24 protein-coding genes are annotated in these 22490 nt (G+C 66.0%); 6 read left to right on the top strand and 18 right to left on the bottom strand.

Annotated elements, in window-relative coordinates; translation table 11 throughout:
• Positions 1-2 precede the first annotated feature (2 nt).
• The 4 genes from FJV80_RS32590 to FJV80_RS32575 all read right to left on the bottom strand — a co-directional run bounded on the left by FJV80_RS32590 (position 3) and on the right by FJV80_RS32575 (position 1537).
• Complete coding sequence (locus FJV80_RS32590; protein ID WP_095774927.1) at positions 3-224, bottom strand: hypothetical protein; 222 nt, start codon at positions 222-224, stop codon at positions 3-5.
• A gap of 35 nt (positions 225-259) precedes the next feature.
• The gene (locus tag FJV80_RS32585) at positions 260-652 is read right to left on the bottom strand and encodes a VOC family protein (protein WP_142878361.1); all 393 of its coding nucleotides are present in this window, start codon (positions 650-652) and stop codon (positions 260-262) included.
• A gap of 133 nt (positions 653-785) precedes the next feature.
• Positions 786-1217 carry an SRPBCC domain-containing protein gene (locus FJV80_RS32580; protein WP_142878360.1) on the bottom strand — a complete coding sequence of 144 codons (432 nt, stop codon included), beginning with the start codon at positions 1215-1217 and terminating at the stop codon, positions 786-788.
• A complete protein-coding gene (locus tag FJV80_RS32575; RefSeq protein WP_095774930.1) occupies positions 1214-1537 on the bottom strand; it encodes a metalloregulator ArsR/SmtB family transcription factor in 324 nt (107 codons plus the stop codon). The genes FJV80_RS32580 and FJV80_RS32575 overlap by 4 nt, the downstream gene beginning before the upstream one ends.
• Positions 1538-1637: 100 nt before the next feature.
• On the opposite strand from FJV80_RS32575, the gene FJV80_RS32570 reads away from it, so the two are divergent.
• Complete coding sequence (locus FJV80_RS32570) at positions 1638-2501, top strand: NAD(P)H-binding protein (protein ID WP_142878359.1); 864 nt, start codon at positions 1638-1640, stop codon at positions 2499-2501.
• Here the strand turns inward: FJV80_RS32570 and FJV80_RS32565 are convergent.
• The 4 genes from FJV80_RS32565 to FJV80_RS32550 all read right to left on the bottom strand — a co-directional run bounded on the left by FJV80_RS32565 (position 2498) and on the right by FJV80_RS32550 (position 5408).
• The gene (locus FJV80_RS32565) at positions 2498-3214 is read right to left on the bottom strand and encodes a gamma-glutamylcyclotransferase (RefSeq protein ID WP_095774932.1); all 717 of its coding nucleotides are present in this window, start codon (positions 3212-3214) and stop codon (positions 2498-2500) included. The two genes, FJV80_RS32570 and FJV80_RS32565, sit on opposite strands and share 4 nt — an antisense overlap.
• Before the next feature lie 121 nt (positions 3215-3335).
• Positions 3336-3857, bottom strand: a complete 522-nt coding sequence (locus FJV80_RS32560) for an Hsp20/alpha crystallin family protein (protein WP_142878358.1) — start codon at positions 3855-3857, stop codon at positions 3336-3338.
• Positions 3854-4093, bottom strand: a complete 240-nt coding sequence (locus FJV80_RS32555) for a hypothetical protein (protein ID WP_142878357.1) — start codon at positions 4091-4093, stop codon at positions 3854-3856. The genes FJV80_RS32560 and FJV80_RS32555 overlap by 4 nt, the downstream gene beginning before the upstream one ends.
• Before the next feature lie 406 nt (positions 4094-4499).
• A complete protein-coding gene (locus FJV80_RS32550; RefSeq protein ID WP_142878356.1) occupies positions 4500-5408 on the bottom strand; it encodes a LysR family transcriptional regulator in 909 nt (302 codons plus the stop codon).
• A 97-nt stretch (positions 5409-5505) separates the two neighbouring features.
• Between FJV80_RS32550 and FJV80_RS32545 the strand changes: the two genes are divergently transcribed.
• The 3 genes from FJV80_RS32545 to FJV80_RS32535 all read left to right on the top strand — a co-directional run bounded on the left by FJV80_RS32545 (position 5506) and on the right by FJV80_RS32535 (position 9936).
• The gene (locus FJV80_RS32545) at positions 5506-6729 is read left to right on the top strand and encodes an MFS transporter (RefSeq protein WP_142878355.1); all 1224 of its coding nucleotides are present in this window, start codon (positions 5506-5508) and stop codon (positions 6727-6729) included.
• Between the two features lie 82 nt (positions 6730-6811).
• Positions 6812-7504: a DUF2270 domain-containing protein gene (locus FJV80_RS32540; RefSeq protein ID WP_095793908.1), complete on the top strand. Its 693-nt coding sequence runs from the start codon at positions 6812-6814 to the stop codon at positions 7502-7504.
• Between the two features lie 98 nt (positions 7505-7602).
• The gene (locus FJV80_RS32535; protein WP_246689103.1) at positions 7603-9936 is read left to right on the top strand and encodes a cation:proton antiporter; all 2334 of its coding nucleotides are present in this window, start codon (positions 7603-7605) and stop codon (positions 9934-9936) included.
• Between the two features lie 24 nt (positions 9937-9960).
• On the opposite strand, the gene FJV80_RS32530 is transcribed toward FJV80_RS32535, so the two are convergent.
• From FJV80_RS32530 to FJV80_RS32495, 8 genes are all read right to left on the bottom strand, one after another.
• Entirely contained in the window at positions 9961-10104 is a 144-nt protein-coding gene (locus FJV80_RS32530; RefSeq protein WP_095774938.1) for a hypothetical protein, read from the bottom strand.
• 353 nt (positions 10105-10457) lie between these two features.
• Complete coding sequence (locus FJV80_RS32525) at positions 10458-11393, bottom strand: sigma-70 family RNA polymerase sigma factor (RefSeq protein WP_142878354.1); 936 nt, start codon at positions 11391-11393, stop codon at positions 10458-10460.
• Positions 11390-12148, bottom strand: coding sequence for an SDR family NAD(P)-dependent oxidoreductase (locus FJV80_RS32520; RefSeq protein ID WP_142878353.1), 759 nt, complete (start codon positions 12146-12148; stop codon positions 11390-11392). The genes FJV80_RS32525 and FJV80_RS32520 overlap by 4 nt, the downstream gene beginning before the upstream one ends.
• A 90-nt stretch (positions 12149-12238) precedes the next feature.
• On the bottom strand, positions 12239-13120 hold the full coding sequence (locus FJV80_RS32515) for an ABC transporter permease (RefSeq protein WP_142878352.1): 882 nt from the start codon (positions 13118-13120) through the stop codon (positions 12239-12241).
• On the bottom strand, positions 13117-14070 hold the full coding sequence (locus FJV80_RS32510) for an ABC transporter permease (protein WP_142878364.1): 954 nt from the start codon (positions 14068-14070) through the stop codon (positions 13117-13119). The genes FJV80_RS32515 and FJV80_RS32510 overlap by 4 nt, the downstream gene beginning before the upstream one ends.
• A 14-nt stretch (positions 14071-14084) precedes the next feature.
• Positions 14085-15737 carry an ABC transporter substrate-binding protein gene (locus tag FJV80_RS32505; RefSeq protein ID WP_142878351.1) on the bottom strand — a complete coding sequence of 551 codons (1653 nt, stop codon included), beginning with the start codon at positions 15735-15737 and terminating at the stop codon, positions 14085-14087.
• A 45-nt stretch (positions 15738-15782) separates the two neighbouring features.
• Positions 15783-16556, bottom strand: coding sequence for a DUF427 domain-containing protein (locus tag FJV80_RS32500; protein WP_142878350.1), 774 nt, complete (start codon positions 16554-16556; stop codon positions 15783-15785).
• Positions 16557-16566: 10 nt separating this feature from the next.
• Positions 16567-17919 (bottom strand): LLM class flavin-dependent oxidoreductase, encoded by a 1353-nt coding sequence (locus tag FJV80_RS32495; RefSeq protein WP_142878349.1) that lies wholly within the window; start codon positions 17917-17919, stop codon positions 16567-16569.
• A 238-nt stretch (positions 17920-18157) separates the two neighbouring features.
• Between FJV80_RS32495 and FJV80_RS32490 the strand changes: the two genes are divergently transcribed.
• Positions 18158-19978: an ABC transporter ATP-binding protein gene (locus FJV80_RS32490; RefSeq protein WP_142878348.1), complete on the top strand. Its 1821-nt coding sequence runs from the start codon at positions 18158-18160 to the stop codon at positions 19976-19978.
• A gap of 57 nt (positions 19979-20035) precedes the next feature.
• Here the strand turns inward: FJV80_RS32490 and FJV80_RS32485 are convergent, their stop codons facing one another.
• Both FJV80_RS32485 and FJV80_RS32480 read right to left on the bottom strand, forming a co-directional pair.
• Positions 20036-20869, bottom strand: coding sequence for a methyltransferase domain-containing protein (locus FJV80_RS32485; protein WP_246689102.1), 834 nt, complete (start codon positions 20867-20869; stop codon positions 20036-20038).
• A gap of 81 nt (positions 20870-20950) precedes the next feature.
• Complete coding sequence (locus FJV80_RS32480) at positions 20951-21364, bottom strand: DOPA 4,5-dioxygenase family protein (protein WP_142878346.1); 414 nt, start codon at positions 21362-21364, stop codon at positions 20951-20953.
• 199 nt (positions 21365-21563) lie between these two features.
• On the opposite strand from FJV80_RS32480, the gene FJV80_RS32475 reads away from it, so the two are divergent.
• The coding region (locus FJV80_RS32475; RefSeq protein ID WP_142878345.1) for an ornithine cyclodeaminase family protein at positions 21564-22490 on the top strand (927 nt) is incomplete at its 3' end.

The following is a 22490-nucleotide window of genomic DNA, read 5'->3' as shown; positions in this document are numbered from 1 at the left end:
TCCTATCCGTTGGCCCGCTGTGCGCTGCGTCCTTTCGCGACATAGGGCAGCACGAACATATAGAGGCCGCTGAACAGCATAAGGAAGAGCGGCGGCAGTGGCGAATAAACCACCCAGGCCGGCGGCTGTCCAAACGCCATGGTGACGAAATTGGCGACGACGGTCGCCGTGAAGATGATCGACAGCCAGCGATGCGCCTGCCTGATCCATGTGCTCCAGTCCAAAATGACCTCCTGTGAAACGTGTGAAACCAGGCGCGCTACCAGCGCGCCAGCTGAGTGATCTGGATGAGATTGCCGCAGCCGTCATTGAGCTTGGCGATGGTCGAGCCGGTCACCTCGGTCGGCGCCATGGCGAATGTGCCGCCGCGCGCCTTGATGCGCTCATGATCGCCCTTGATGTCGTCGGTGAAGAACATCACCGCCGGCTGGCCCTGCTCGAACATCGCCTGCTGATAGGTTTTGGCGGCCGGCTGGTCGTTGAGGGCCAGCTGCAGCTCGGTGCCCTCGGGCTCGTCCGGCGAGGCGACCGTCAGCCAACGGAACGGCCCATTGCTGAAATCGGCCTTCTTGGTCAGGCCGAGCACGCCGGTGTAGAAGGCAAGCGCCTTTTCCTGGTCGTCGACATAGATGCTGGTCAGTTTGATCTTCATCGTCTTTCTCCATGGGTTTTGCTGGCGGTGTGCCGCCCGGTGAAGTCAGGGGTTGGGTTCGATCGGCCGGCGGAGCAATTCCAGGAAAAGTGTGAAACGGTTTTCCGTCCGGAATTGCGTCAAAACAACGGGTCTAATCTGTCCGGTCGAGAAGCTGCTCCAGCTTCTCGAAGAATTGCGGCCAGCCCATCTTGGCGCCGCCATAGGCGCGCCGCTGCTCCGGCCGGAAGCCGGATTGCTCCATGCGCAGATGCGTTCCGGTTGGCGTCGGGGTGAGCGTGAAGGTCACCACGCTCCTGAGATCGAATGCCGGATCCTGGTGCGCGAGGTTCCAGGTGTAGGACAGCGTCTTGTTCGGCTCGACGGCCAGCACCTCGCAATCGAGCACGCCGCCCCAATCGGCGCTGATGTTGAAGCGGTGGCCGACATCAGGCTTGAAATCGTTCTTCATCAGCCACTCCTCGATCAGATGCGGTTGTGTCAGCGCGCGCCAGAGTTTTTCCGGCGGATGGGAAATCTGCCGCTCGACGACGACAGTGCGGTTTTCAGTGGCACTATCGTTCACTGGTCCATCCTTTTGAGCAAATCCTCGAGATCATCGAACCGGCTCTCCCAAAACCCGGCCATCTGGCGTGTCCAGTCCATCAGCGGCGCCAGCGCGCCAAGCTGCGCGCTGTAATGCGTCTGGCGGCCTTCATGGCGGTCGCGCACCAGACCGGCCTGCTTGAGCACGCCCAGATGCTTCGACACCGCCGGCTGCGACACGCCGGACTGGCTCGTCAGCGCCCCCACCGTCTGCTCGCCCTGGCGGCACAGCCGTTCGAAGATCGCCCGCCTGGTCGGGTCGGCCAGTGTCCTGAAGAGCATGTCATGGGTATCCGGCATCTCAGATCGATAACCCGTTGGCTATTGGTTGACGTATAACCGCAGGGATATATGTTCGTCAAGCGGTAGATTGAAGCGGCGGTAGATTGGAGCGGCAGGAATGATCCTGGTCACCGGAGCCACCGGCCATGTCGGGCGCGCCGTCGTCTCGAGCTTGGTGTCATCAGGCCATGAGGTCGCCGCGCTGGTCCGCAAGCGCGAGGCGGGGCAAGGGCGCCTGCCTCGGGAAACAGCACTACGCGTCGGTGACTACGAGGATGCCTCGACACTCAAAGCAGCCTTCACCGGCGTCGACAGGCTGGTCCTGATTTCAAGTGATGGCGCTGCGGATGCGGTCACGCGCCATCACGCCAACGCCATCGCGGCCGCGACGGCGGCGGGTGTGCGCCACATCACCTTCACCAGTATCGTCGATATCGGCGAGAACTCGCCCTTCTACTACGCGCCCGCCTATCGCGACGCCGAGCGCCGGCTGGCCGCCTGCGGCGTGCCCTCGACCATCCTGCGCTGCGGCCTCTACAGTGATTTCATCCTCGACACCTGGCTTGCGCCCGCCTCGGGAGAATTGGTGCTGCCTGCCGGACAGGGCCTGGTTGCGCCGGTTTCGCGCGATGATGTTGCAGCAGCCGTCGCCGCGGTGGCCACTGGGGCTCACACATCCCGCGCGGTCTACACGATCACCGGAGACCGGGCGCTGGGCTTCAACGAAATCGCCGCCTGCTATGGCGAGGCGACAGCACGGCCCCTGCGCTATCACCTCTGCTCCCTCAGCGAATATCTGGCCTCGGCGTCGGCGCGCCTCGACGAACCGTGGCCGCAGGCCTTCTCCAGCCTGTGCGCCTCGATCGCCGAGGGCCGCTATGGCGGGGTCTCCCGAGACTTCGCCATGCTCACGGATAGGCAGCCGGAGAGCTTTCGAGATTTCCTGGCTCGCGCAACGTCCGCAATGCCGGCGGAAGGCTAGATGGCGCCATGGGCGCGGCCGATCTCCTGCGCCACCAGTTCCTGCAACTGCCACAGATTGCGGTCGCGTATGCCGCAGGCGTCGAGGTGGCGGATCGTCTCGAACAGATACTGCGCGCCCGAGCCCCAGTGGCCGACGGCCCTGGCCAGCGTCGCCGCGACCGCGGGCTTGTCGAGCTTGCCGGCATAGCGCGGATTGGCGGGATCGACGACGAAGCCGAGCGCACGGCTCGCCCCGCCCTCGGTGCTGACCTGCAGCCAGCGCGGCACGTTGACGGCGGGCAGGATGGTCATCTCGCGGCGCAGCAGCGCTTCCAGATTTTCGGCGACCGGCTCGGCGATTTCGAACACCATGCCCTGGCACTGGCCGCCGCGGTCGAGCGCCATCATCAGGCCGGGCTGTTCGAGCGTGCCGCGAAAGCGCTGCACCGTGAAGCAGAACGACCGGTGCCAGCCCCGCGCCACCGCGCGCTCGCCACCCCGGACCTCGCCGGCCGGCTTCCACAGCAGCGAGCCATAGGCGAACAGCTTCAGCGGTCCGGGCGGCGCCGAGGCCAGGATCTCGTCGCGAAACCGCGCATAGTCGGCGTCCGTCATATAGACCATGCCCGGCGTCGGCCCGGCATCCGCGACCACGCGCATGGTCCGCGCCACCAGCGCCTCGGTCAGCGCCATCGGCGCCTTGCGCGGTACGGCGGAAATGGCCTTGTTCATCCTTGCGCTCCCAGCCTTGCCGCCATGTTGCCGAAGGCTGGGGGATTCTCAAGGGCGACCGGCGCGAAATCCCGCCAGTCAATGCCGGGCGTGCGCGGCACGCACGCCCGGCAGGTCTGTTCTAGTGCTTGGTGCTCTTGCCGCCGATGGGAATGCGCTTAGCCTTGCTCTGCGCCTTCTCGGACTTCGGCAAGCTCACGGACAGTACGCCATTGCGGAAATCGGCGGCGACCTTGTCCTCCGCGACTTCGAAGCCGATCGGGATTCGACGTTCGAAGCGGCCATAGAACCGCTCGGAGAACTGACGCTCCTTGTCGTCGGATTCGGAGTGTTTTTCGCCGCGCAACGTCAGGACGCCGTCGTCGAGCAACACCTCGATGTCCTTCTCCTCCATGCCGGGTATCTCGGCTGTCACGCGGATATCCTTGTCCGTTTCGGAGATTTCCACGCTGGGCCAACCGGTGCCGGCCAAAGAGAACCTACCCATGGACGGAAGCCGCGACTCGAAGCCGCGGAACATGTCATCTACCAGGCGGCTCATCTCGCGATGCAGGCCCATGAACGGATCCCGATCGCCTTCGCGAAAGAGGGTCGCAGACTGGCTGGTGTCGCGGCTCCACGGCATGAGATCACGAATGGTCATTGCACTTTCTCCTTTCTTGATCCTGTTTCTGGTACGTTCGTATGCACTGGCTGTGCTCCGGAGGACAATGCGCCGTCTGAAGCCGGCATCGCTGCCAGCCTGATCCGTGCTTGCTGTTTTCGCTCTGCTTCTGGTCCGATCCGCTCAACCTTTGGGAACGCCCTCGCCCGGTCGCGGGTCTCCCGCAACGTCACCGCCTCCGGCACATGATGCCCGAGTTCGACGGTCACCGCCATGAAGCTGACGCCTGCGTCTGCACCGGCCCATCTGGCGGCGGCATGGTCGATCTGGGGTTCGTTGCGGAGGGGTCAAGACCTGGTAATGCAAAGTGATCGTCGAATGCACGTACGCCCGCCTGGGGCAACCTGGCCGCATTGCACAAGGCCGTTCGCGACGCCCGCGTCGAAGCGCTGTCGGGCTTCCGCAAGGCGGTTGCCGGCGGCCGCCGCCGACAGCGCCTGCGCCGCCAACGACTTGCTCCCTCTCAGCGCACTGAAATCCATCCAAGCTGGTCCATGAACTGGATAAGTCTCGGCACTACGACATCGGGTGTCGCCTCCCTGTGCCATTGCCGTTGCACCATGGCGGTGTCGATCGCCTTGCGACTGGTAGAAGGCGTACAGCCGCTTGGTCGTCAGCCGGCTACGACACCAGTGGCATCGGCACCTTCAGCCCGTCGATCAGCGCATCTCGAAACAGCGCGATCGGGCGGCTGAGCCGTCCGGCGGGCGGGCGGTGCAGCAGCCAGGCGCGCACTTGCGGCTTGAAGTCGGGGCAGTCGATGACCTCGACGGCGTCGCGCCAGCGGCTGTCGGCGAAGGCGCCGGGCGTGACGATGCCGATGCCATGGCCGCGCGCCACCAGCGACATTCTGAGGTCGACGCTGAGCGCCTCCACCCCGACCTGGAACGGCAGCCTTGCCGCCTCGAAACTTTGGCGGATGAAGGCGCGAAACCCGCAGCCGTTTTCGTTCATCACCCAGGCAAAGCGCGACAGGTCGGCGAGCTTCGCCGGCTTCGGCACGCCATGACCGGGGGACGCGACCAGCAGCACCGACTGCGCGCCGAGATCGTCGCAGACCAGCTCGTCCGGCGGCGCCAGGCCTTCGGCCAGGCACACCGCCACGGCGTCGAGTTCGCTGCGCGCCACCTGCTCCACCAGCCTTGGCGACCAGCCCGAGGTGATGCGCAGCGTCAGCTGCGGAAAGGCGGCGCGCAGCGTGTCGAGCGGCAGCGCTAGTGCCGCGTCGGAGAGATAGGGCATGACGCCCAGGCGGAACTCGCCCTTGACCTCGCCTTGCGGCGACACGCCCGCCCTGAGATCCTCCAGCGAGCGCAGCACCCGCCTTCCATGCTCATAGGCCTCGCGCCCCGTAGCTGTCGGCTTCAGCGGCTTCGACTGGCGGTCGAGAAGTGCTGTCGCCAGACCATCCTCCAGATTCTGGATGCGGCGCGTGACGCCCGGCTGGGTGAGGTTCAGCCTGGCGGAGGCGCCGACGATCGAGCCGGTTTCCACCACGGCGATGAAGGCTTCGAGGTCATGGATGTTCATGCACATCTCGCATAATCATTATCGAATTGATTGAATTGTAGCATGATAATGCTTCGGCATAAAGTCCTCCAACAATATGCGATCTATTGAGGACTCAATGCTCAACACCAAGGATGGTCCGCTGTGCGAGCAGCTGCCCGCCAACACCATCACCGGCCCACAGACGCTGCTCTTCGCCGCCTCCACCGGCATCATCGTCACCAATCTGTTCGCGCCGCAGACGCTGGTCGGGCTGGTCGGCCCGTCGCTCGGCGCCAGCGCCGCCAGCGTCGGCCTCGTCGCCATGGCCACGCTGCTCGGCTATGCCGCCGGCCTGTTCTTCCTGGTGCCGATGGCCGATCTCGCCGAGAACCGCGCCTTGATCTTGCGCATGCTCCTGACGGCGGCCCTTGCAGCGGGCGCCGCTGCCTTCGCGCCCACCATCGCCTCGCTGCTGGTCGTCCTGTTCGTCCTCGGTGCTGCCTGCTCGGCGATCCAGATCCTGGTGCCGATCGCAGCCTCGATGGCGCCGCCCGGCGAGGCCGGCCGCGTCATCGGCGATGTCATGAGCGGACTGATGATCGGCATCCTGCTGGCGCGGCCGCTGGCCAGCCTCGTCGCCGACGCCTGGGGTTGGCGCGCCTTCTACGGCCTCAGTGCTACCGCGCTCGTCCTGCTCGCCGGCGTGCTCGCCTTCACCTTGCCGCAGCGGCGCCCGGAAGCAAAATCGTCCTACGGCGCGATGATTGCCTCACTGTTCGGCCTGCTGCGCGGCAAGCCGGTGCTGCGGCGGCGTGCGCTGACGGCGGCGCTGGTGATGGCGGCGTTCAGCCTGTTCTGGACGGCGGTCGCCTTGCGTCTCGCACAGCCGCCTTTCGGCCTTGGCCAGCGCGGCATTGCGCTCTTCGCGCTGGTCGGCGCCGGCGGTGCCGTGGTCACGCCGCTGTTCGGCCGCGCCGGCGACCATGGCTGGACGCGATCCGCCACCATCGCCTGTCACCTCGTGCTGATCGGCGCTATGGCGCTCGCCGCCTGGGCCGGCGCCTCTCAGTCCGAAGCGTCATGGCAATCGCTGGTGCTGATGGGCCTCAGCGCCGTGCTGCTCGACATCGGCGTCACCGGCGACCAGACGCTCGGCCGCCGTGCCGTCAATATGCTTCAGCCCGAGGCCCGCGGCCGGCTCAACGGCCTGTTCGTCGGCATCTTCTTCATCGGCGGCGCCATCGGCTCATTGCTGGCCGGCGCTGCCTGGACTTGGGGCGGGTGGACCTGCGTGTGCGCCATCGGCGCAGTTTTTGGCGCCACCGCCCTGGTGGTCGACTGGATCGGCGAGCCGGAATGACCGGGCGTTCTTACAATCACGCCGAGTAGCCCAAGGGAACTATGTTGCCGGCAAACTGTTTTAGTCCTTGCCGGAGGATGCCATGAACGATGCGTCGGCGACGCCCGCGGGTCCCGTCCTTTCATCGACGGAGCGCGTGAACACGCTGTCGCATTTCCATCGCGCCGAGATCGCGCGCATGGCGGGCTGGCGCGATCGGCTCGACAGGACCACGAACTGGGCGATCACCGTGGTGGCGGCGATGCTCTCGGTTTCGCTGTCGACGGCCAGCGCGCATCATGGCGTGCTGTTGTTCGCCATGCTGCTGATCCTGCTGCTTTTGTGGATCGAGGCGCGCCGCTACCGCTTCTTCGACTTCTACCGCGCACGCGTGCGCCAGTTCGAACGTCACTATTTCGCGCAGATCTTTTCGCCGCAGCCCGACTTCGCCTCGGATTGGCTGCTCATCGTCGGCGAAGGCCTGCGCGCGCCGAAATTCCTGCTGTCGCAACGTGCCGCCCTGGTGCGCCGCCTGCGCCGCAACTACATTTACCTTTTCCTCATCCTGCTGTTGGCCTGGGTATTGAAGATCTCGACACCCAGCCTGCAAACCGTCGGCACCAGGGTCGGCTTTGGCGGTTCGCTGCGCGAAGCGGTCGACAGCGCCGCCCTTGGTCCCATACCAGGCATCGCCATCGTCGCGTTGGTGGCCGCGTTCTACATTGGGCTGCTTGCCATAGTCGTGTTCGCGGCCGGCGACGACGGCGAACTCGCCTTTGGCGATGTCCACGTCTGACCGGATGATCGACTTCCAATTCCGGCAACAGGCGGCTGCAACGCAAAGGCCGGCCATGCGTTGTCATGGTCAGTCCGCCGCGACGTTTGAGGGAACCCATGAACCGGCAACCGGCAACGACGTCAGGCCGCCTCGCGGCCACCCTCGTGCTGGCCACCCTTGCCCTGGCACCGGCAAGCCGCGCCTTCGCCGCCCAGGCGCCCGGACATGCGTCGGGCATGGGCGGCTCGGCCGAGGGCCTGTTCGTCGCCGAGATCGTGCTTCTCCTGCCGGTCGGCCGCGGCCTCGGCGAAATCTTCCAGCGTTACGGCCAGCCGGCGATTATGGGTCAGCTGATCGGCGGCATCCTGCTCGGGCCCTCGCTGTTCGGATGGATATGGCCCGACGCCCAGCACCTGATCTTCTCCAGCGATCCGGCGCAGAAGAGCATGATCGATGCGGTGTCCCAGCTCGGCATCCTGCTTCTCCTGCTCCTGACCGGCATGGAGACGGATCTGCGCCTGGTGCGCCGCGTCGGGGCGGCCTGTTTTTCGATCTCGATCACCGGCGTCGTCGTGCCTTTCGCCTTCGGCTTCGCGCTGGCACAGTTCCTGCCGGACTCGCTGCTGTCCGACCCGCGGCAGCGCGTCGTCGCCGGGCTGTTCCTCGGCACGGCGCTGTCGATCTCCTCGGTCAAGATCGTCGCCATGGTGGTGCGCGAGATGAACTTCATGCGCCGCAATCTCGGCCAGGTCATCATTTCCTCGTCCATCATCGAGGACACGATCGGCTGGCTGGTCATCGCGGTGACCTTCGGCATCGCCACCAATGGCAGCCTGCAGGTCTTGCCGCTCATCACCACGGTGGCCGAGGTGGCGCTGTTCATGGTGTTTTCCTTCACCATCGGCCGCCGGCTTGTCTTCACGCTGATCCGCTGGAGCAACGATTCTTTCCGCAGCGAATATGCTGTCATCACGGTGATCCTCATCATCATGGGGGTGATGGCGCTGATCACCAACCTGATCGGCGTCCACACGGTGCTCGGCGCTTTCGTCGCCGGCATACTGGTCGGCGAATCGCCGATCCTGTCCGACCACATTGAGAGCCAGTTGCGCGGCCTGATCACCGCGCTGTTCATGCCGGTGTTCTTCGGCATGGCCGGCCTGTCCGCCGACCTCACCGTGCTCACCGACCCGACGCTAGCGCTGCTGACGCTGGCACTGGTCGCCATCGCCAGCATCGGCAAGTTCGGCGGCGCCTTCCTCGGCGGCCGGCTGGCCGGCATGTCGCTGAAGGAAGCCACCGCCGTCGGCAGCGCCATGAACGCCCGCGGCTCGACTGAGGTCATCGTCGCCAGCATCGGCCTGTCGATGAACATCCTGTCCCACAATCTGTTCACGATGATCGTCACCATGGCCGTCATCACCACGCTGGCCATGCCGCCCATGCTGCGCTGGGCGCTCGGCCGCCTGCCGGTTGGACATGCCGAGAAGCAGCGCGTCGATCGCGAACTGCTCGACGAACGCGGCTTCGTTTCCAGGCTGGAGCGCCTGCTGCTGCTGGTCGACGACAGCCCGGTCGGCAAGTTCACCGCCTACCTTGCAGGCCTGGTCGGCGGCGGCAGCGGCATGCCGACCACTCTGCTTCATCTCCAGGATGGCAGGCTCGCCGGTCAGGTCGGCGACAAAGGCCCGGAACGGGCGTCCAGGGAGGTAAAGAAAGGCGCCGCCAGGAGCGCAAGGGCCGTCAGCAAGGCCGAGGACACGCTTGTCGACAGGGTCCACCTCACAGCCCGCACCGAGCTTCAGGCCAGCGCCGAGACAATCGCCGCCGAAGCCCGCAAGGGCTATGGGCTTCTGCTGGTCGGACTGGAGAACATGCTGACCGACAAAGGCACCTTCAGCGGCGCGCTGAAGGACGTCAGCAGCGGTTTCGACGGCCCGCTCTGCCTCGTGCTGAACGGCGCCAAGGCCGATGGAAAGATGCCGGTGCTGCGCGCCGGAACGACGATACTGGTCCCCGTCAACGGCACCGAGGTCGCGCGCCGCGCCGCCGATTTCGCGCTGGCGCTGGCGCGGCCGCACCGCGCCCGCGTCAAGGCGCTCTATGTCTCGCAAGCCAGGCAGGGCAGCCGGCCGGGCACGGTCTCGCACCGCCGGGAGGAAGCCGTGCTCAAGGATGTCGCCGATCTCGCGGACCGCTACGGCGTCGCCGTCGACACCGCGATCCGCACCCGCGCCACGGCGGACAGGGCGATCGCCAGGGAGGTGACCAAAGGCGCCGCGATGGTGGTGATGGGTGTCACCCAACGGCCGGGCGAAGAGCTGTTCTTCGGCGACACCGCGACGGCGGTGCTCGCCGCGGTCGCCTGCCCGGTCGTGCTTCTGGCCAGCGAACGCGTCAAGCGGGCCGACGCCAATGCCAACGAGGCGGCGGCCGAAATCAACGCCTGATCATTCCGGCGCAGCTATCGGAACTTACAGACCGAAGAACTGTCGCCCGATCATGTAGCCCAACGCCGCCACGACAAGCGGGAACAGCGCCGGCGCTGCCTTGCTGAAGAAGGAAACTTTCGTGTCCTTGGGCGGCACATAGCGTGCGTTGCCGAGATTCTTGGTCATTGCTACCCCGCGCCAAACCAGACAGTTTTGCGCATGCCGTTATCCCAAACCGCTACGCGGTTCCGGCCGGCATGCATTAGCAGACGCTTATTAACAGCATGGCCAAATTAACGGGTTGCAAAGAAATTCGATCGAATAGGCGACCATTGCGTCAGGGGAATTCCACGCTTCGGGAACCGATCGTGCGCGACCGCTGGCCCGGTCAAGATCATCGTCACCTCGGGCCAGCAACAGCCGGCGCGGACGCTATGCCGAATGGCGGCGTCTTTCCGCCCAAGCCCTATGCGGCTGTTGCAGCCACCATCCAGGGCCTGCTCGACCAGGAACCTGATTGTTGTCGCAGCCCCAAGACATCAGAGCTTGATTCCGTGACCGAAAGACCTGACGTCGCTCGCCAGAACCAGCCTGGCATCGTCGGCAACATAGCCGACATAGCGATAGTCACGAATGAAGCTGATGCGCCCTTCCCGCCACTCCAGCCACATGAAATGGGTTGGCTTCGGGGCCGCCCGATGTTCGAACACCGCGATCACCTCGCGGCCTTCGACCCATGCCGGCTTGAGCCACAGGCCCTCGTTCTTGGCATAGATCGTGAAGAACATCCCAACATCGGCCGCACCTGATCGTGACGGGTGCATGGACTGCTGAAGTCTCACATCATCGGCAAGCAGCGCACGCAAGCCATCCCAGTCGCGCTGGTTGAACAGATCGGTGTAACGGACCACTTTGGCGGAAGCGATGCGCGCATCGGGAAGCCGGCTGGCCTGGGCGTTGATCTCCCGAAGCCGGGCACGGCCGCGCGACAGGTGCGCTTTCACAGCATCGACCGAAATGCCAAGCAGGGCCGCGATCTCAGCCAGGGGCTCATCGAGCACATCTTTCAAGATGATGACGCTGCGCTGGACGACCGGGAGCTCCGCAAAGCGCGACACGGCGGTTTCGATTGCCTCCTTTCGCATCAGCGTCTCCACCGCATCGGCTTTGCTGTCATCGGCGATTTCAAGCGCCGTCTCGATGGGCTCCGCAACGCGGGTTGCGCGGCTGCGCAGCAGGTCCAGCGCCCTGTTGTGGGCAATGCGGAACAGCCAGGGCCTGAGCTGTGGCACCGCGCACAGTTCGTCCAGCGCTACGAAGGCCCGGGCAAAGGTGTCTTGCACCACATCCTCGCCATCGATGACGGAGCCCATCAGGCGCGCGCAATAGCGGTGCAGCTCTGGCCGCAGCGCGGCGGCAAGGGCAAGCAGTCCTTCGCGTCGATCGCGGTCCACACCAGGCTCTCGTTCGTTCAAGCCGCCGCGCCTTCCATGATGGTCACGCCCGCGTCGCCATTGAGGCCGAAGACGATGCCCTCGGCATATTGCGGGTCTTCCAGCACCGAAACCACCCTGTCACCGAACGACCGGGGCGGCATCGGCGCCCCAAAGCGGGTGACGAATTGTTCCGGCGTGATGCCCATGGAACCTGCGTAGGCGCCTGCCGCGGCGTCGCCGGTTCCGGTACCGAGAATCATCTGCCGCGGCAGGATCGCCTGGAAGCGAATGCCGAGCTTCTTCTCCTGCGAGACGCCATTGGCATATTTGGCCATGAACCAGAGCATGCGCTTGGAGCCGCCATAACCGCCGGACATCTGCGATCCGGTAACGGCAGCACCACTCGATCCCACCAGCACCCGGCTGCCCGGCTTGAGCGGCAGGTTCAGCGCCGCCTGCAGCCAGTACAGGCCAGCCTTGACGTCGGTCTCCCAGGTGACGGAGAAATCCTCCCATCTCAGCTGATCCAGCCGCCCCATCCGGGGTGTGGCGCCAGCATTCAGCACCAGTATGTCGGGGCTGACTTCGCCAAGGATACGATAGGCCGCGTCCTCGTCCGTGACGTCGGCGGCAATCGTGGCGACCCCGAGCCGCGCACGGACCGCCTCCAGCGCTTCGGCGCCACGCGCGACGACCGTCACTTGGGCATCATGCTCGACCAGCGCTTCGACCAATCCCAGGCCAAGCCCACGGCTGCCACCGGTGACCACGATTTTCTTGTCCTTGAGGCTCATCGACCCTGCTCCATTGCTTCACTGTAGCAAAGACGTTTGAGCATCGGGAAAAGAGTCAGCCCCGCGCCGATCAACCTGTTCGACTACCGCCTACTTGTCGCTGTTTTCGAAGGCACCGATGCCTTGCGCGATGAGGTTGGTGGCCATGACCAGCGAGATGATCGCGGCCGAGTTGAAGACCACCACCCACCATTTGCCGCCGGTGAGGAAGCCGTAGCCGTCGGCGATCGCCAGCCCCCAATCGGCCGATGGCGGCTGGATGCCGAGGCCGAGGAAGCTCAGCGTCGCGATCGAGAAGAAGGCGTAGCCGAGCCGGGTGATCAATTCGATCAGGATGGTTTCCCGCACATTGGGCAGGATTTCGAGGAACATGATCGCCAGGCGTCCCTCGCCGGCGAGCCGGGCGGCGCTGACATAGTCGCGCTCGCGCTGTTCGCGCGTGGCGGTGCGCACGGTGCGCGCCACTAGCGGCGCATAGGCAAGGCCGATGACCGCGATGACGGTGAGGTTTGACGGGCCGATCGCCACCAGCGCCATCGTCACCAGCACGATGAAGGGCAGCGACATGACGGCATCAAGCAGCCGTGCGCCGACCGCATCGACCAGGCCGCCGAAGGTGCCGAGCACCAGGCCGATGACGCTGCCGGCGGCCACGCCCGCCAGCGTCGCCAGTGGCGCCACCAGCAGGATGTCGCGCGAGCCGACGACGATGCGCGAAAGCACGTCGCGCCCGAGCTGATCGGTGCCGAACCAGTGCACCGCGTCGGGCGGCGTCATCATCGACAGGAAATCCTCGGCATAGGGGTCGAACGGCGCGAACCGCGCACCGAACACCGCACAGGCAACCCACAACAGCAGCACCACCGAGCCGATCGCGGTCGACGGCGCCAGATCGGGCAAAAAACCGCGCAGCCGGCCGACCCAGGAGAGCCTGATGTCACCGCGCATGGGAGACTGGGCGAGATCGGTCATGGCGCGTTGCGCCGGCGCTGGCGCGGGTCGAGCAGCGCCTGCAGGAGATCGCCGATCGCGGCCGTCCACACGAAAATCGCAGCCATCACCAGCACGCCGGCCTCGAGCATCGGGAAATCGCGCGCCTTGGCGGCGCTCAGCACCAAATTGCCGAGACCCTGTATGCCGAACAGCGCCTCGATCACCACCAGCCCGCCAAGCAGGAAGCCGCTTTGCGTGGCGATGACCGCCACCGTCGGCACCAGCGCGTTGCGCAGCACATGCTTGAACAGCACCTGCGAGGGGCTGAGACCCTTCAGGATCGCGGTGCGCGTATAGTCCGCGCCGCGCGCCTCGATCACCCCTGCCCTGGTCATGCGCGCCACATAGCCGATCAGGTTCAGCACCAGCGGCAGCGCCGGCAGGATGAGATAGTAGCTGGACGTCCAGAAACCGGACCCATTGGGCGCGGCACCGGTGATCGGAAACCAGGCCAGCCACAGGCCGAAGACCATCAGCAACAGCAGGCCTGAGACGAAATCGGGCACGATCGAGAGCGAGACGCCGGTCAGCACGATCAGCCTGTCGGCAAGGCTCCCCGAGCGCAGGCCCGCGACGACGCCGGCGCCGATGCCGACCGGCACCAGGAACAGCAGCACGACGCCGGCCAGTGCCGCGGAGTTCCTGATGCTCGACAGAACGAACGGCGCCACCGGCGCGCGCATCGACAGCGAGTCGCCGAAGTCGCCCGTGATGGCCCGGCTGAACCAGTGCCAGTACTGCGCAAGAATCGGCTGGTCGGTACCGAGCTTGCGGTTCAATTCGGCGACCGCCTGCGCATCGGCGAACGGGCCGAGCATGACGCGGCCGACATCGCCGGGCAGCACCTGCCCGGCGAGGAAGACCAGCGCGCTGACCAGCCACAGCGTCAACAGCAGCGAGCCTGCGCGTACCGCGAGCGGCCGCGCCATCGAGGCGATGCCGCTCACACGAACGACACCTTGTCGAGCAGCAGATGCGAGATCGCGGTGAAGCGCACGCCCTCCACCTTCGAGGAGACGATGCGGCTGTATTGCGAGAAATAGCTGATGATCAGCGGCGTCTCGTCGAGCAGCAAATTCTGGATCTTGCCGGCGGCGAACCGTTGCGCCTGCAGGTCGCGGGCCTTGCCGTAGTCGATGAGCAGCGCGTCATAGTCCGGACTGTTGAAATGCGCCGCGTTCCAGGCGCCCGAGCTCTTCAGCGTCGCGTTGAGGAAGATATCGGGCGTACCGCGATGACCGAAATCGGTGATGCCGAGATTGGAGTCCAGCCATGGCGAGCTGCCGAACGTCGCCGAGCCGTAATAGGCGTCCTGCGGCAGCACGTTGAGCTTGATGTCGATGCCGGCCTTCCTGGCGAAGTTCTGGATGATCACGGCATAGTCGGGAATGTCGTAGGCGCGTTCGGTGGTCAGCGTCACCTCGAAGCCGTTGGGCACGCCGGCCTCGCCGAGCAGCCGCTTGGCCTCGGCGATGTCCTGCTTGCGCTGCGGCACGGACGGATCGGCCGACGGGAAGATCGGCGCGAACGGCGTGTCGTTGCCGACGACGGCGCGGCCCTTGAGCAGGCCCTTGACCACGGCCTCGCGGTCGATGGTCAGCGCCAGCGCGCGCCGCACGCGCTTGTCGGTGAACGGCGCCTGGTCGGTCCGCAGATGCGCCGGATCATGCGAGCTGGCCTGCACGCTGAGCAGCTTGAAATTGGGATTGCCTTCGATCGCCAGCTCAAGCCGCGTGGTCGAGGGGATGACGTCAAGCTGGCCGGCCTGCAGCGCCAGCACCTGCGCCTGCTCGTCGTCGAAGAACTTGATCTCGACGCGGTCGGGCAGCGCCTTGTCACCCCAATAGTCCGGGTTGCGCACGAAGCTCGCGCCCTGCTTGGGGCGGAAGGACTCCAGCTTGAAGGGACCCGTGCCGTTGAAGGTCCTCTCGAAATCGCCGGCATAGTCGGCCGGCACGATGACGGCATTGTAGACGTCGGAGGAAACGTAGAACGGGAAGTTGCTGTTCGACTGGTCGAGATCGAAGGCGACGGTTTCGTCGTCGACGACCTTGGCGCCGCCCTTGGAGAGAATGCCCTTGTAGGCCGACAGCGCCGACGAGCCGCTGGCCGGATCGACCAGCCGTTCGAAGCTTGCCGCCACGTCCTTGGCGGTGACGGTGCGGCCGTCGTGGAACTTCACGCCGGGCCTGAGCTTGAACGTCCAGCGCCTGGCCGTCTCGTCGGCTTCCCAGGACAGCGCAAGCTTCGGCTGCAGCCCGTCCTTGGGATCGTCGAGGATCAGGTACTCGCCGACCTGGCTGATCACGCCGATGCTGGCCGGATCGGTGATCGTGACGGGATCGATCGCCTTGGTCGGCTGGCCGAGCCCGACACGGACCGTGCCGCCAGGCGTCGCCGCGCCTGCCGCGCCCGGTGCGAACAGGCCATGCGAGGCGGCAAAGCCGGTGAGGCCTAGAAGTGCCGCGTATTTCAGGAGGTCGCGGCGCTTGAGAAAGCCCTGCGCATATTCGTCGACCGCGACATTCCAGATGTCGCCGGTGTGGCCGCGCGTCGACTGGTTGCGCAGCAAATCGATGTCGGAACGTTTCGTCATTGTCAGTCTCTCGTCAATTGGAGGATGGGGGAGAAAAAGCCGCCGTCAGGCCGGCTGGCCGTCGAGATGGATGCGGTCGACCGCTTGCGGATAGAAGGCGATCAGCCCCTTGATCCTGGGCATTTCGTCGATCGGGTCGCGGTAGCTCCAGGCAATGTCGGGGCGCACCGAACCGTCCTTCAAAAGGCCCGACCAGTAGGAGGCGATGCCCTTGTAGGGACATCGCGTCGTCGAGTTGGACGCCGTCAGCCGCTCCAGCCGGACATCCTCGGGGCGCAAATAGAAGCGCGTCGGCAGATGGGTCTCGAACAACAGCACCGGCCGGTGGCTGTCGGCGATGATGTCGCCGTCGAACCAGACCTGCACATGGCTGGAACTGTGCAGCACATCGATGCGCGCATAGGGATCGCGGGCATGGACGAAGACTTCCTCTTCCTCCTCGAACCACTGGTCGACCGCCTTCCAGGTGAAAGCGATGCGGCCGGCGAGCGGCGCCAGGCTTTCATCCGGGGGTGCCGTGAACGACCACGCCGCATGGGCGGCGCGCCTGTCGCCGCTGTCGATGTCCCAATAGGCGGTCTCGCCGCCGACGGCGTGCGGCTCGCGATGCTGCGACGGCTTCAGCACCGACGCATCGACAGCGGATGGCGGGAAGAAATAGATCGGCAGGAAATGGTTGGAGCGCAGCACCAGCACATTGCGGCTGTCGGCGATGGTGCGGCCGCCGAACTTGACGCGCACACGCTTGGGGCTGGGCAGCACATTGACGAGACGCGGAGCGGTCGCTTCGCGCGGCTGGAGATTAGGGGCTGCGGTCATGGCTGCCTCCTCAGGACACGGCGCGCTGATTGGCGCGCTGCTCGGCGAAGCGGTTGGCGGGGCGGGCAAGGCCGAAGCGATCGCGCAATGTGCCGGGCGCGTATTCGGTCGGGACGAGGCCGCGCCGCTGCAGTTCCGGCACCACCTGCTCGGCGAAATTCACCCAATCCTCGGGCAGCAGTGGGAACATCAGGTTGAAGCCGTCGGCGGCGCCCGAGATGAACCAGTCCTCGAGCTGGTCGGCGATCTGCTTCGGCGTGCCGGCGACCGTCGGCACCGAGCCGCTGTTGGCGAGTTTGCGGGCGATGTCGCGCAGGCTGAGATTCTGCTTCGACCATTGCTTGACGCGGTTGAGCGAGGTGCGTCCGCCATTGAAGGTGCTCTCATCCGGCAGCGGCGGCAGCGGCCCGTCCGGCGGATAGGCCGAGAGGTCGATGCCGCTCCAGCTCGACAACAGGTCGATGCCGACCTGGTCGGGGAGAAGCGTCTGCAGATATTCCTGCTTGTCCCGGCCCTCGGCCTCGGAGGCCGCGACGACAGGCAGGATGCCGGGCAGGATCTTGAAGCTCTCCGGCCGCCGGCCATGGCGCGCCAGCCGCTCGTTGATGTCCTGGCGGTATTTGATGCCGTCTTCCCGGGTGCTGTAGATGGCGAAATGCGCATCGGCATGGGCGGTGGCGAAATTCTTGCCATCCTCGGACGAGCCGGCCTGGACGATCAGCGGATGGCCCTGCGGCGGCCGCGACACGTTGAGCGGCCCGCGCACCTTGAAGTGCTTGCCCTTGTGGTCGATCGGATGGACCTTGTCGGGATCGGCGAAGTAGCCCGTCTCCTTGTCGATGAGGAGCGCCTCGTCCTCCCAGCTGTCCCACAGCGCCTTGACGATATCGAGGAACTCGCCGGCGCGCTCATAGCGGAAGGCGTGCTCGATATTGCCGTCGCGGCCGAAATTGCGCGCCTCCTCGTCCATCGCCGAGGTGACGACGTTCCACGACGCCCTGCCCTTGCTGATATGGTCGAGCGAGGCGAACAGGCGCGCGACATTGTAGGGCTCGCTGTAGGAGCTCGACGCCGTGGTGATCAGGCCGATATGGCTGGTCACCGCGGCCAGCGCCGACAGCAGCGTCAGCGGTTCGAGGCGGGCATTGGCGTAGTGCGCGACGCCGCTCTTGACCGAATCCCAGATCGACACGTGGTCGGCGACGAAGATGGTGTCGATGCGTGCCCGCTCGGCCGCCTGCACCAGCTCGCGATAATAGTCGAAATCGAGCACTTCGCGGCCCGGCGCGCGCGGGTGGCGCCATGCCATGCGGTGGTCGCCCTGCGGATTGAAGAAGAACGCGCTGAGGATCATGTGCGACATCTCTGTTCCTTCCCTGCGGATGCGGAAAACCGCCAGTGCGGCGGCCTGTGGCCGCGCCCCGAAAATTGTCCAGTCAGCGAAAGTTAGATTGCGCCCAGGCTTAATTCGAGTAATTTTATAGAGATTGTTTCATATGAAAGCGGAAGCGATTGCCCCTGATCGCGGCGCGCGCAGAAAGTGGTTTCCGGTCGTCCCCCTGTCTTCGGTCTTGCCAACAATGTCTTCGGTTTTGCCAACAATGTCTTCGGTTTTGCCAACACTGTCGTCCGTTCTGAACGTCGAGCACCTCTCCGTTTCCTATCGCGGAGCCAGGCACCGCGCGGTCGACGATATCTCGCTCGAGATCGGCCAGGGCGAAGCGCTCGGCCTGGTTGGCGAATCCGGCTCGGGCAAGAGCTCGGTGGCGCTGGCGGTGCTGCGCTATTTGCCGAGGCATGCCCGGGTCGAAGCCGCGCAACTGGCCTTCGAAAATCGCGAGATCCGCGACCTCTCCGCCGACGAGCTGCGCCGGCTGCGCGGCGACCGCATCGCTGCCGTTTACCAGCATCCGGGCTCGGCGCTGAACCCGAGCATGACCGTTGGCGGCCAGATCACCGAGACGATCCTACGCCACCGCCCGATGCATCGTGACGATGCGTTTGCGCGCGCCGCGCAACTGCTCGGCCGCGTGCGCGTCGCCAATCCCGAACGCGTGCTGCGGCTCTATCCGCACGAACTGTCGGGCGGCATGCAGCAGCGCGCCAACATCGCCATTGCGATCGCGCTCGACCCGGCGCTGCTGGTGATGGACGAGCCGACGACGGCGCTCGACGCCAGCGTCCAGTCCGAGATCATCGCCATCCTCGACGATCTACGCCGCGAGCACCGCACCAGCATCCTGCTGATCAGCCACGACATCAACCTGATCCGCCGCTCCTGCGACCGGGTCTCGGTGATGCAGGCCGGCTCGATCGTCGAAACCGGGGCGGCTGCCGAAGTCTTCGACAATCCGCGCCACGCCTACACAAGGGCATTGGTCGCCGCCATTCCGACGCTCAACCGCACCAAGCGCGACGGCAGGCTGGCCGAGGATGCGAGCCCGGTGGACATAACTTCCGGCGTGGCGGCCGGGGAGCAAGCGCAAAGCGCCCTGCCCGCGCCACAACGCGAAATCGCCCTCTCTTGCCGGGGCATAAGACAATCCTTCGGCGGCCAGCCGGTGCTGCACGGCATCGACCTCGACATCGCCAGCAGCGAGACCTTTGGGCTGATCGGCGAATCCGGTTCCGGCAAGTCGACGCTGGCCCGCATCGTCACCGGCCTGCAGCCGCCGACGGCGGGCACGGTCGAACTGTTCGGCAAGGCCGTGGCGCCGCTGGTCGAGCGGCGCCGTCCCAGCGAACGGCGCGACGTGCAGATGGTGTTCCAGTCGCCCGACCGCACGCTCAACCCGCGCCAGCGCATCGGCCGCATCCTCGGCCGCCCGCTGCGCCGGCTGGCCGGCCTGCCGCGCCGCGCCGTGCCGCAGCGCGTCGGCGACCTCCTGGCCTCGGTCCGCCTCGCCCGCACGACATCCCGGCAGAAGCCCGGCACGCTGTCCGGCGGCCAGCGCCAGCGCACGGCCATTGCCCGCGCCTTCGCCGGCCTGCCAAGGCTGGTGGTGCTGGACGAGCCGACCTCGGCGCTCGACGTCTCGGTGCAGGCGACCGTGCTCAACCTGCTCAACGACCTGCAGAAGAAAGGGGATACCGCCTATCTGTTCATCAGCCATGACCTCAGGGTCGTGCGCTACATGGCCGACCGCATCGGCGTGCTCTATCGCGGCCGCCTGGTCGAGACCGGTTCCTCCGACCAGATCTTCGCCGGCCCCAACCATCCCTACACGCAATTGCTGCTTGCGGCCTCCTCCAACGATGGACAGGCCGCCACCATGGCCGAAGCACAAACCGCCATCGAACCCGGCGGCTGCGCCTTCGCCGGCCGCTGTCCGCTGGCCGACGCCGGCTGCCTTCAGGCCGAGCCTGTCGCCCGGGAGGTCGCACCGGGCCATTTCATCGCCTGCTGGAAGCGCGCCGGCTGAGGTTGGCCCCGAGATAAAGCCGGTGCACCGGCGACCTGAGCAGTTCCATGCCGAGCGCTAAGTCCGGCAGACCGCCATGACGAAGAACTCGCGGTAGCAGAAGTCGGGATCGTCGAGCAGGCGATCCGGCCGCTGCTTCAGCTCCCGCCAATAGGCCTGGTCGGAGTCAGGCAGGGCGTAGCCAGGCGCGACGCCGGCAAAATAGGCCAGCAGGTCGCGAACATAGTCGCGCGTGAAGCGAGGCGCGGGCGCCCAGCGCTCGACCAGCCAGCCCTTGCGGCTGACGACCTCCAGGCCGGCCTGCCGCAGGCGCGCCGGAAGCGTCGAACCGCAATCGGTGCCGAGCACGCCCCGGTCGCGAAACCCCTGCAGCCTGGCGGCCATGAAGCGCGCCAGCAGGGCCCGGTCCATGGGCAGGATCTGCAGGATCGTCGAATCGAAATCCTTGACGGCGAGGATGCCGCCCGGCTTCAGCACGCGCCTGGCCTCGCCGACGGCAAGCTCGAACTCGGCCGGCGTCAGATACTGCATGACATTGCCGGACCAGACGCAATCGAACGATGCGTCGGCGTATGGCAGCGACAGGATGCTGCCGACATGCGTGGCAATTTCCGGCGGCTCGGGCAGCGTGCCCGCGAGCGCCTCGACCCGGCCGATGTTTTCAGGCGCGAGGTCGAGCGCGGCGATGAAGCCGGATGGGCCGACGGCCCTGGCGATGAGCGGCAGGAAGCCGCCGCTGCCGCATCCGGCGTCGAGCACGCTCCAGCCCGGGCGGATACCGGCGTCGCGCAAGGCCGCCTCGTATTCGGGCCGCGACGATTCGAAATGAAGATCGAGCCAGCCGGCCTCGCTCGCTTCGTGACCGGTGGACGTTTGGTTCCTGGCAGACAAATGATGACCCCCCATGGCGCGGCGGGATAGAAGCGCACCCAACGCCATCACGCAATGCCCTGCGAAGCAGGCGACGCCGGTCTACGCCGGCAGCGACGGCTCGGTGTTCGGCTCCAGCGCCTCTTCCGCCTCATGCTCGTCCGGAAGCACATCGCCATGCACCCCCAGCGGCCGGCCGATCCAGACCGGATCGACCAGGTGGTCGCGCTTGGGATTGTTCGTATTCGGGTGGATGAGGATGCTCAGGCCGCCATGGTTCAGCATCAGCCACGGAACCAGCGCGCCGAAAATCCCGGTTGCGAAGGAGACCTGGTACATGGCCTGCTCATGCGGGCCGACTCGGCTGTCATGCCAACTGCCCAGGCGCACGCGGAACCGTTCCGCGATGCGCAGACGCAGCCATTCGGCATGCTGCCGCTCGGCCTGCCCGTCGAAATAGATATGGGCGTGATAGCTGGCGATCTCGGCAAGTGGCCTTGGACTGTCCTGGCTCATCTCGATACCCTCCCTCGCAGCGTGGCTGCGTTCCGCCATTCAGCCCAAGAACGCGGCTTTAAGCAAGGCCACCCGAGCCGCCGGGAAGATCGGCAATGGCTGGACCCGGCCAGGCATTCCGTCACACCGCTCGCGCCGCGAGGGTTCCGGCCCCGCGCACATCGTGTAGTCTGACGGTTTTCCTGGGGAATATGACAAGATGACCACCGCCGAAACCCTGCCCTATCTGTCGTCGGCGGTTCTCGATCGCCTGGCGATCTCCACGCCTAACACCGTCGACGAGATCGAACGCCAGATCGTCGGCCAGCGGCGCGGCGAAGTCTGGTGCGCGCCGAAGGCCGCCGTGTGGCCGGGCGACGACCGCTACTTCATGGCCACGCTCGGCGTCGCCACCGTGCCGCCCGTGCTGGCCACCAAGTCGCTGGTGGTGAACCCGCGCAACGCCGCGCGCGGGCTGGCCACGCTCAATTCGCTGATCACGCTGCTCGACGCCGAGACCGGCCTGCCGCTGGCCCTGGTCGACGGCAATTGGGTGACGGCCAAACGCACGGCGGGCCTCAGCGCCGTCGCCGCCAGGCGCATGGCAAGGCACGATGCGTCGTCCGTCGCTTTCATCGGCTGCGGGGTGCAAGCGCGCGGCCATCTGGAGGCATTCGCCGACCTCTTTCCGCTGCGCGAAATCCGCGCCTTCGGTCGCGGCAAAAGCAATCGCGACGCGCTGTGCGAAATGGCGCGGTCGCGCGGCCTGGAAGCAATCCCCTGCGACACGGCAAGGGAAGCGGTGGAGGGCGCCGACATGGTGGTGTCGACGGTGACCCTGGTGCCCGAACCCGAACCGTTCCTCGACGCCAACTGGCTGAAACCGGGAAGCTTCACCGCCATCACCGACCTCGCACTGCCCTGGCTGCCCGCAACCATGCGCCGCCTCGACCGCATCGTCGTCGACGATCTGGAGCAGGAGAAGCAGATGCCCAAACCCATGGTCGACCCGACGCTGGTCGCCGGCGACCTGACAGGCCTGGTCTGCGGCGACTTTGCGGGGCGACAGAGCCCGGGCGAGGCCACGGCGTTCGTGTTCCGGGGCATGGCCGTGGGGGATCTGGCGGTGGCGGGGCTGGCGTATATG

Origin of the sequence: Mesorhizobium sp. WSM4310, assembly GCF_007003935.1 — a bacterium.
In the GTDB taxonomy this organism is placed as follows: Bacteria; Pseudomonadota; Alphaproteobacteria; order Rhizobiales; family Rhizobiaceae; genus Mesorhizobium.
This window is presented reverse-complemented; position numbering and strand designations above follow the sequence as displayed.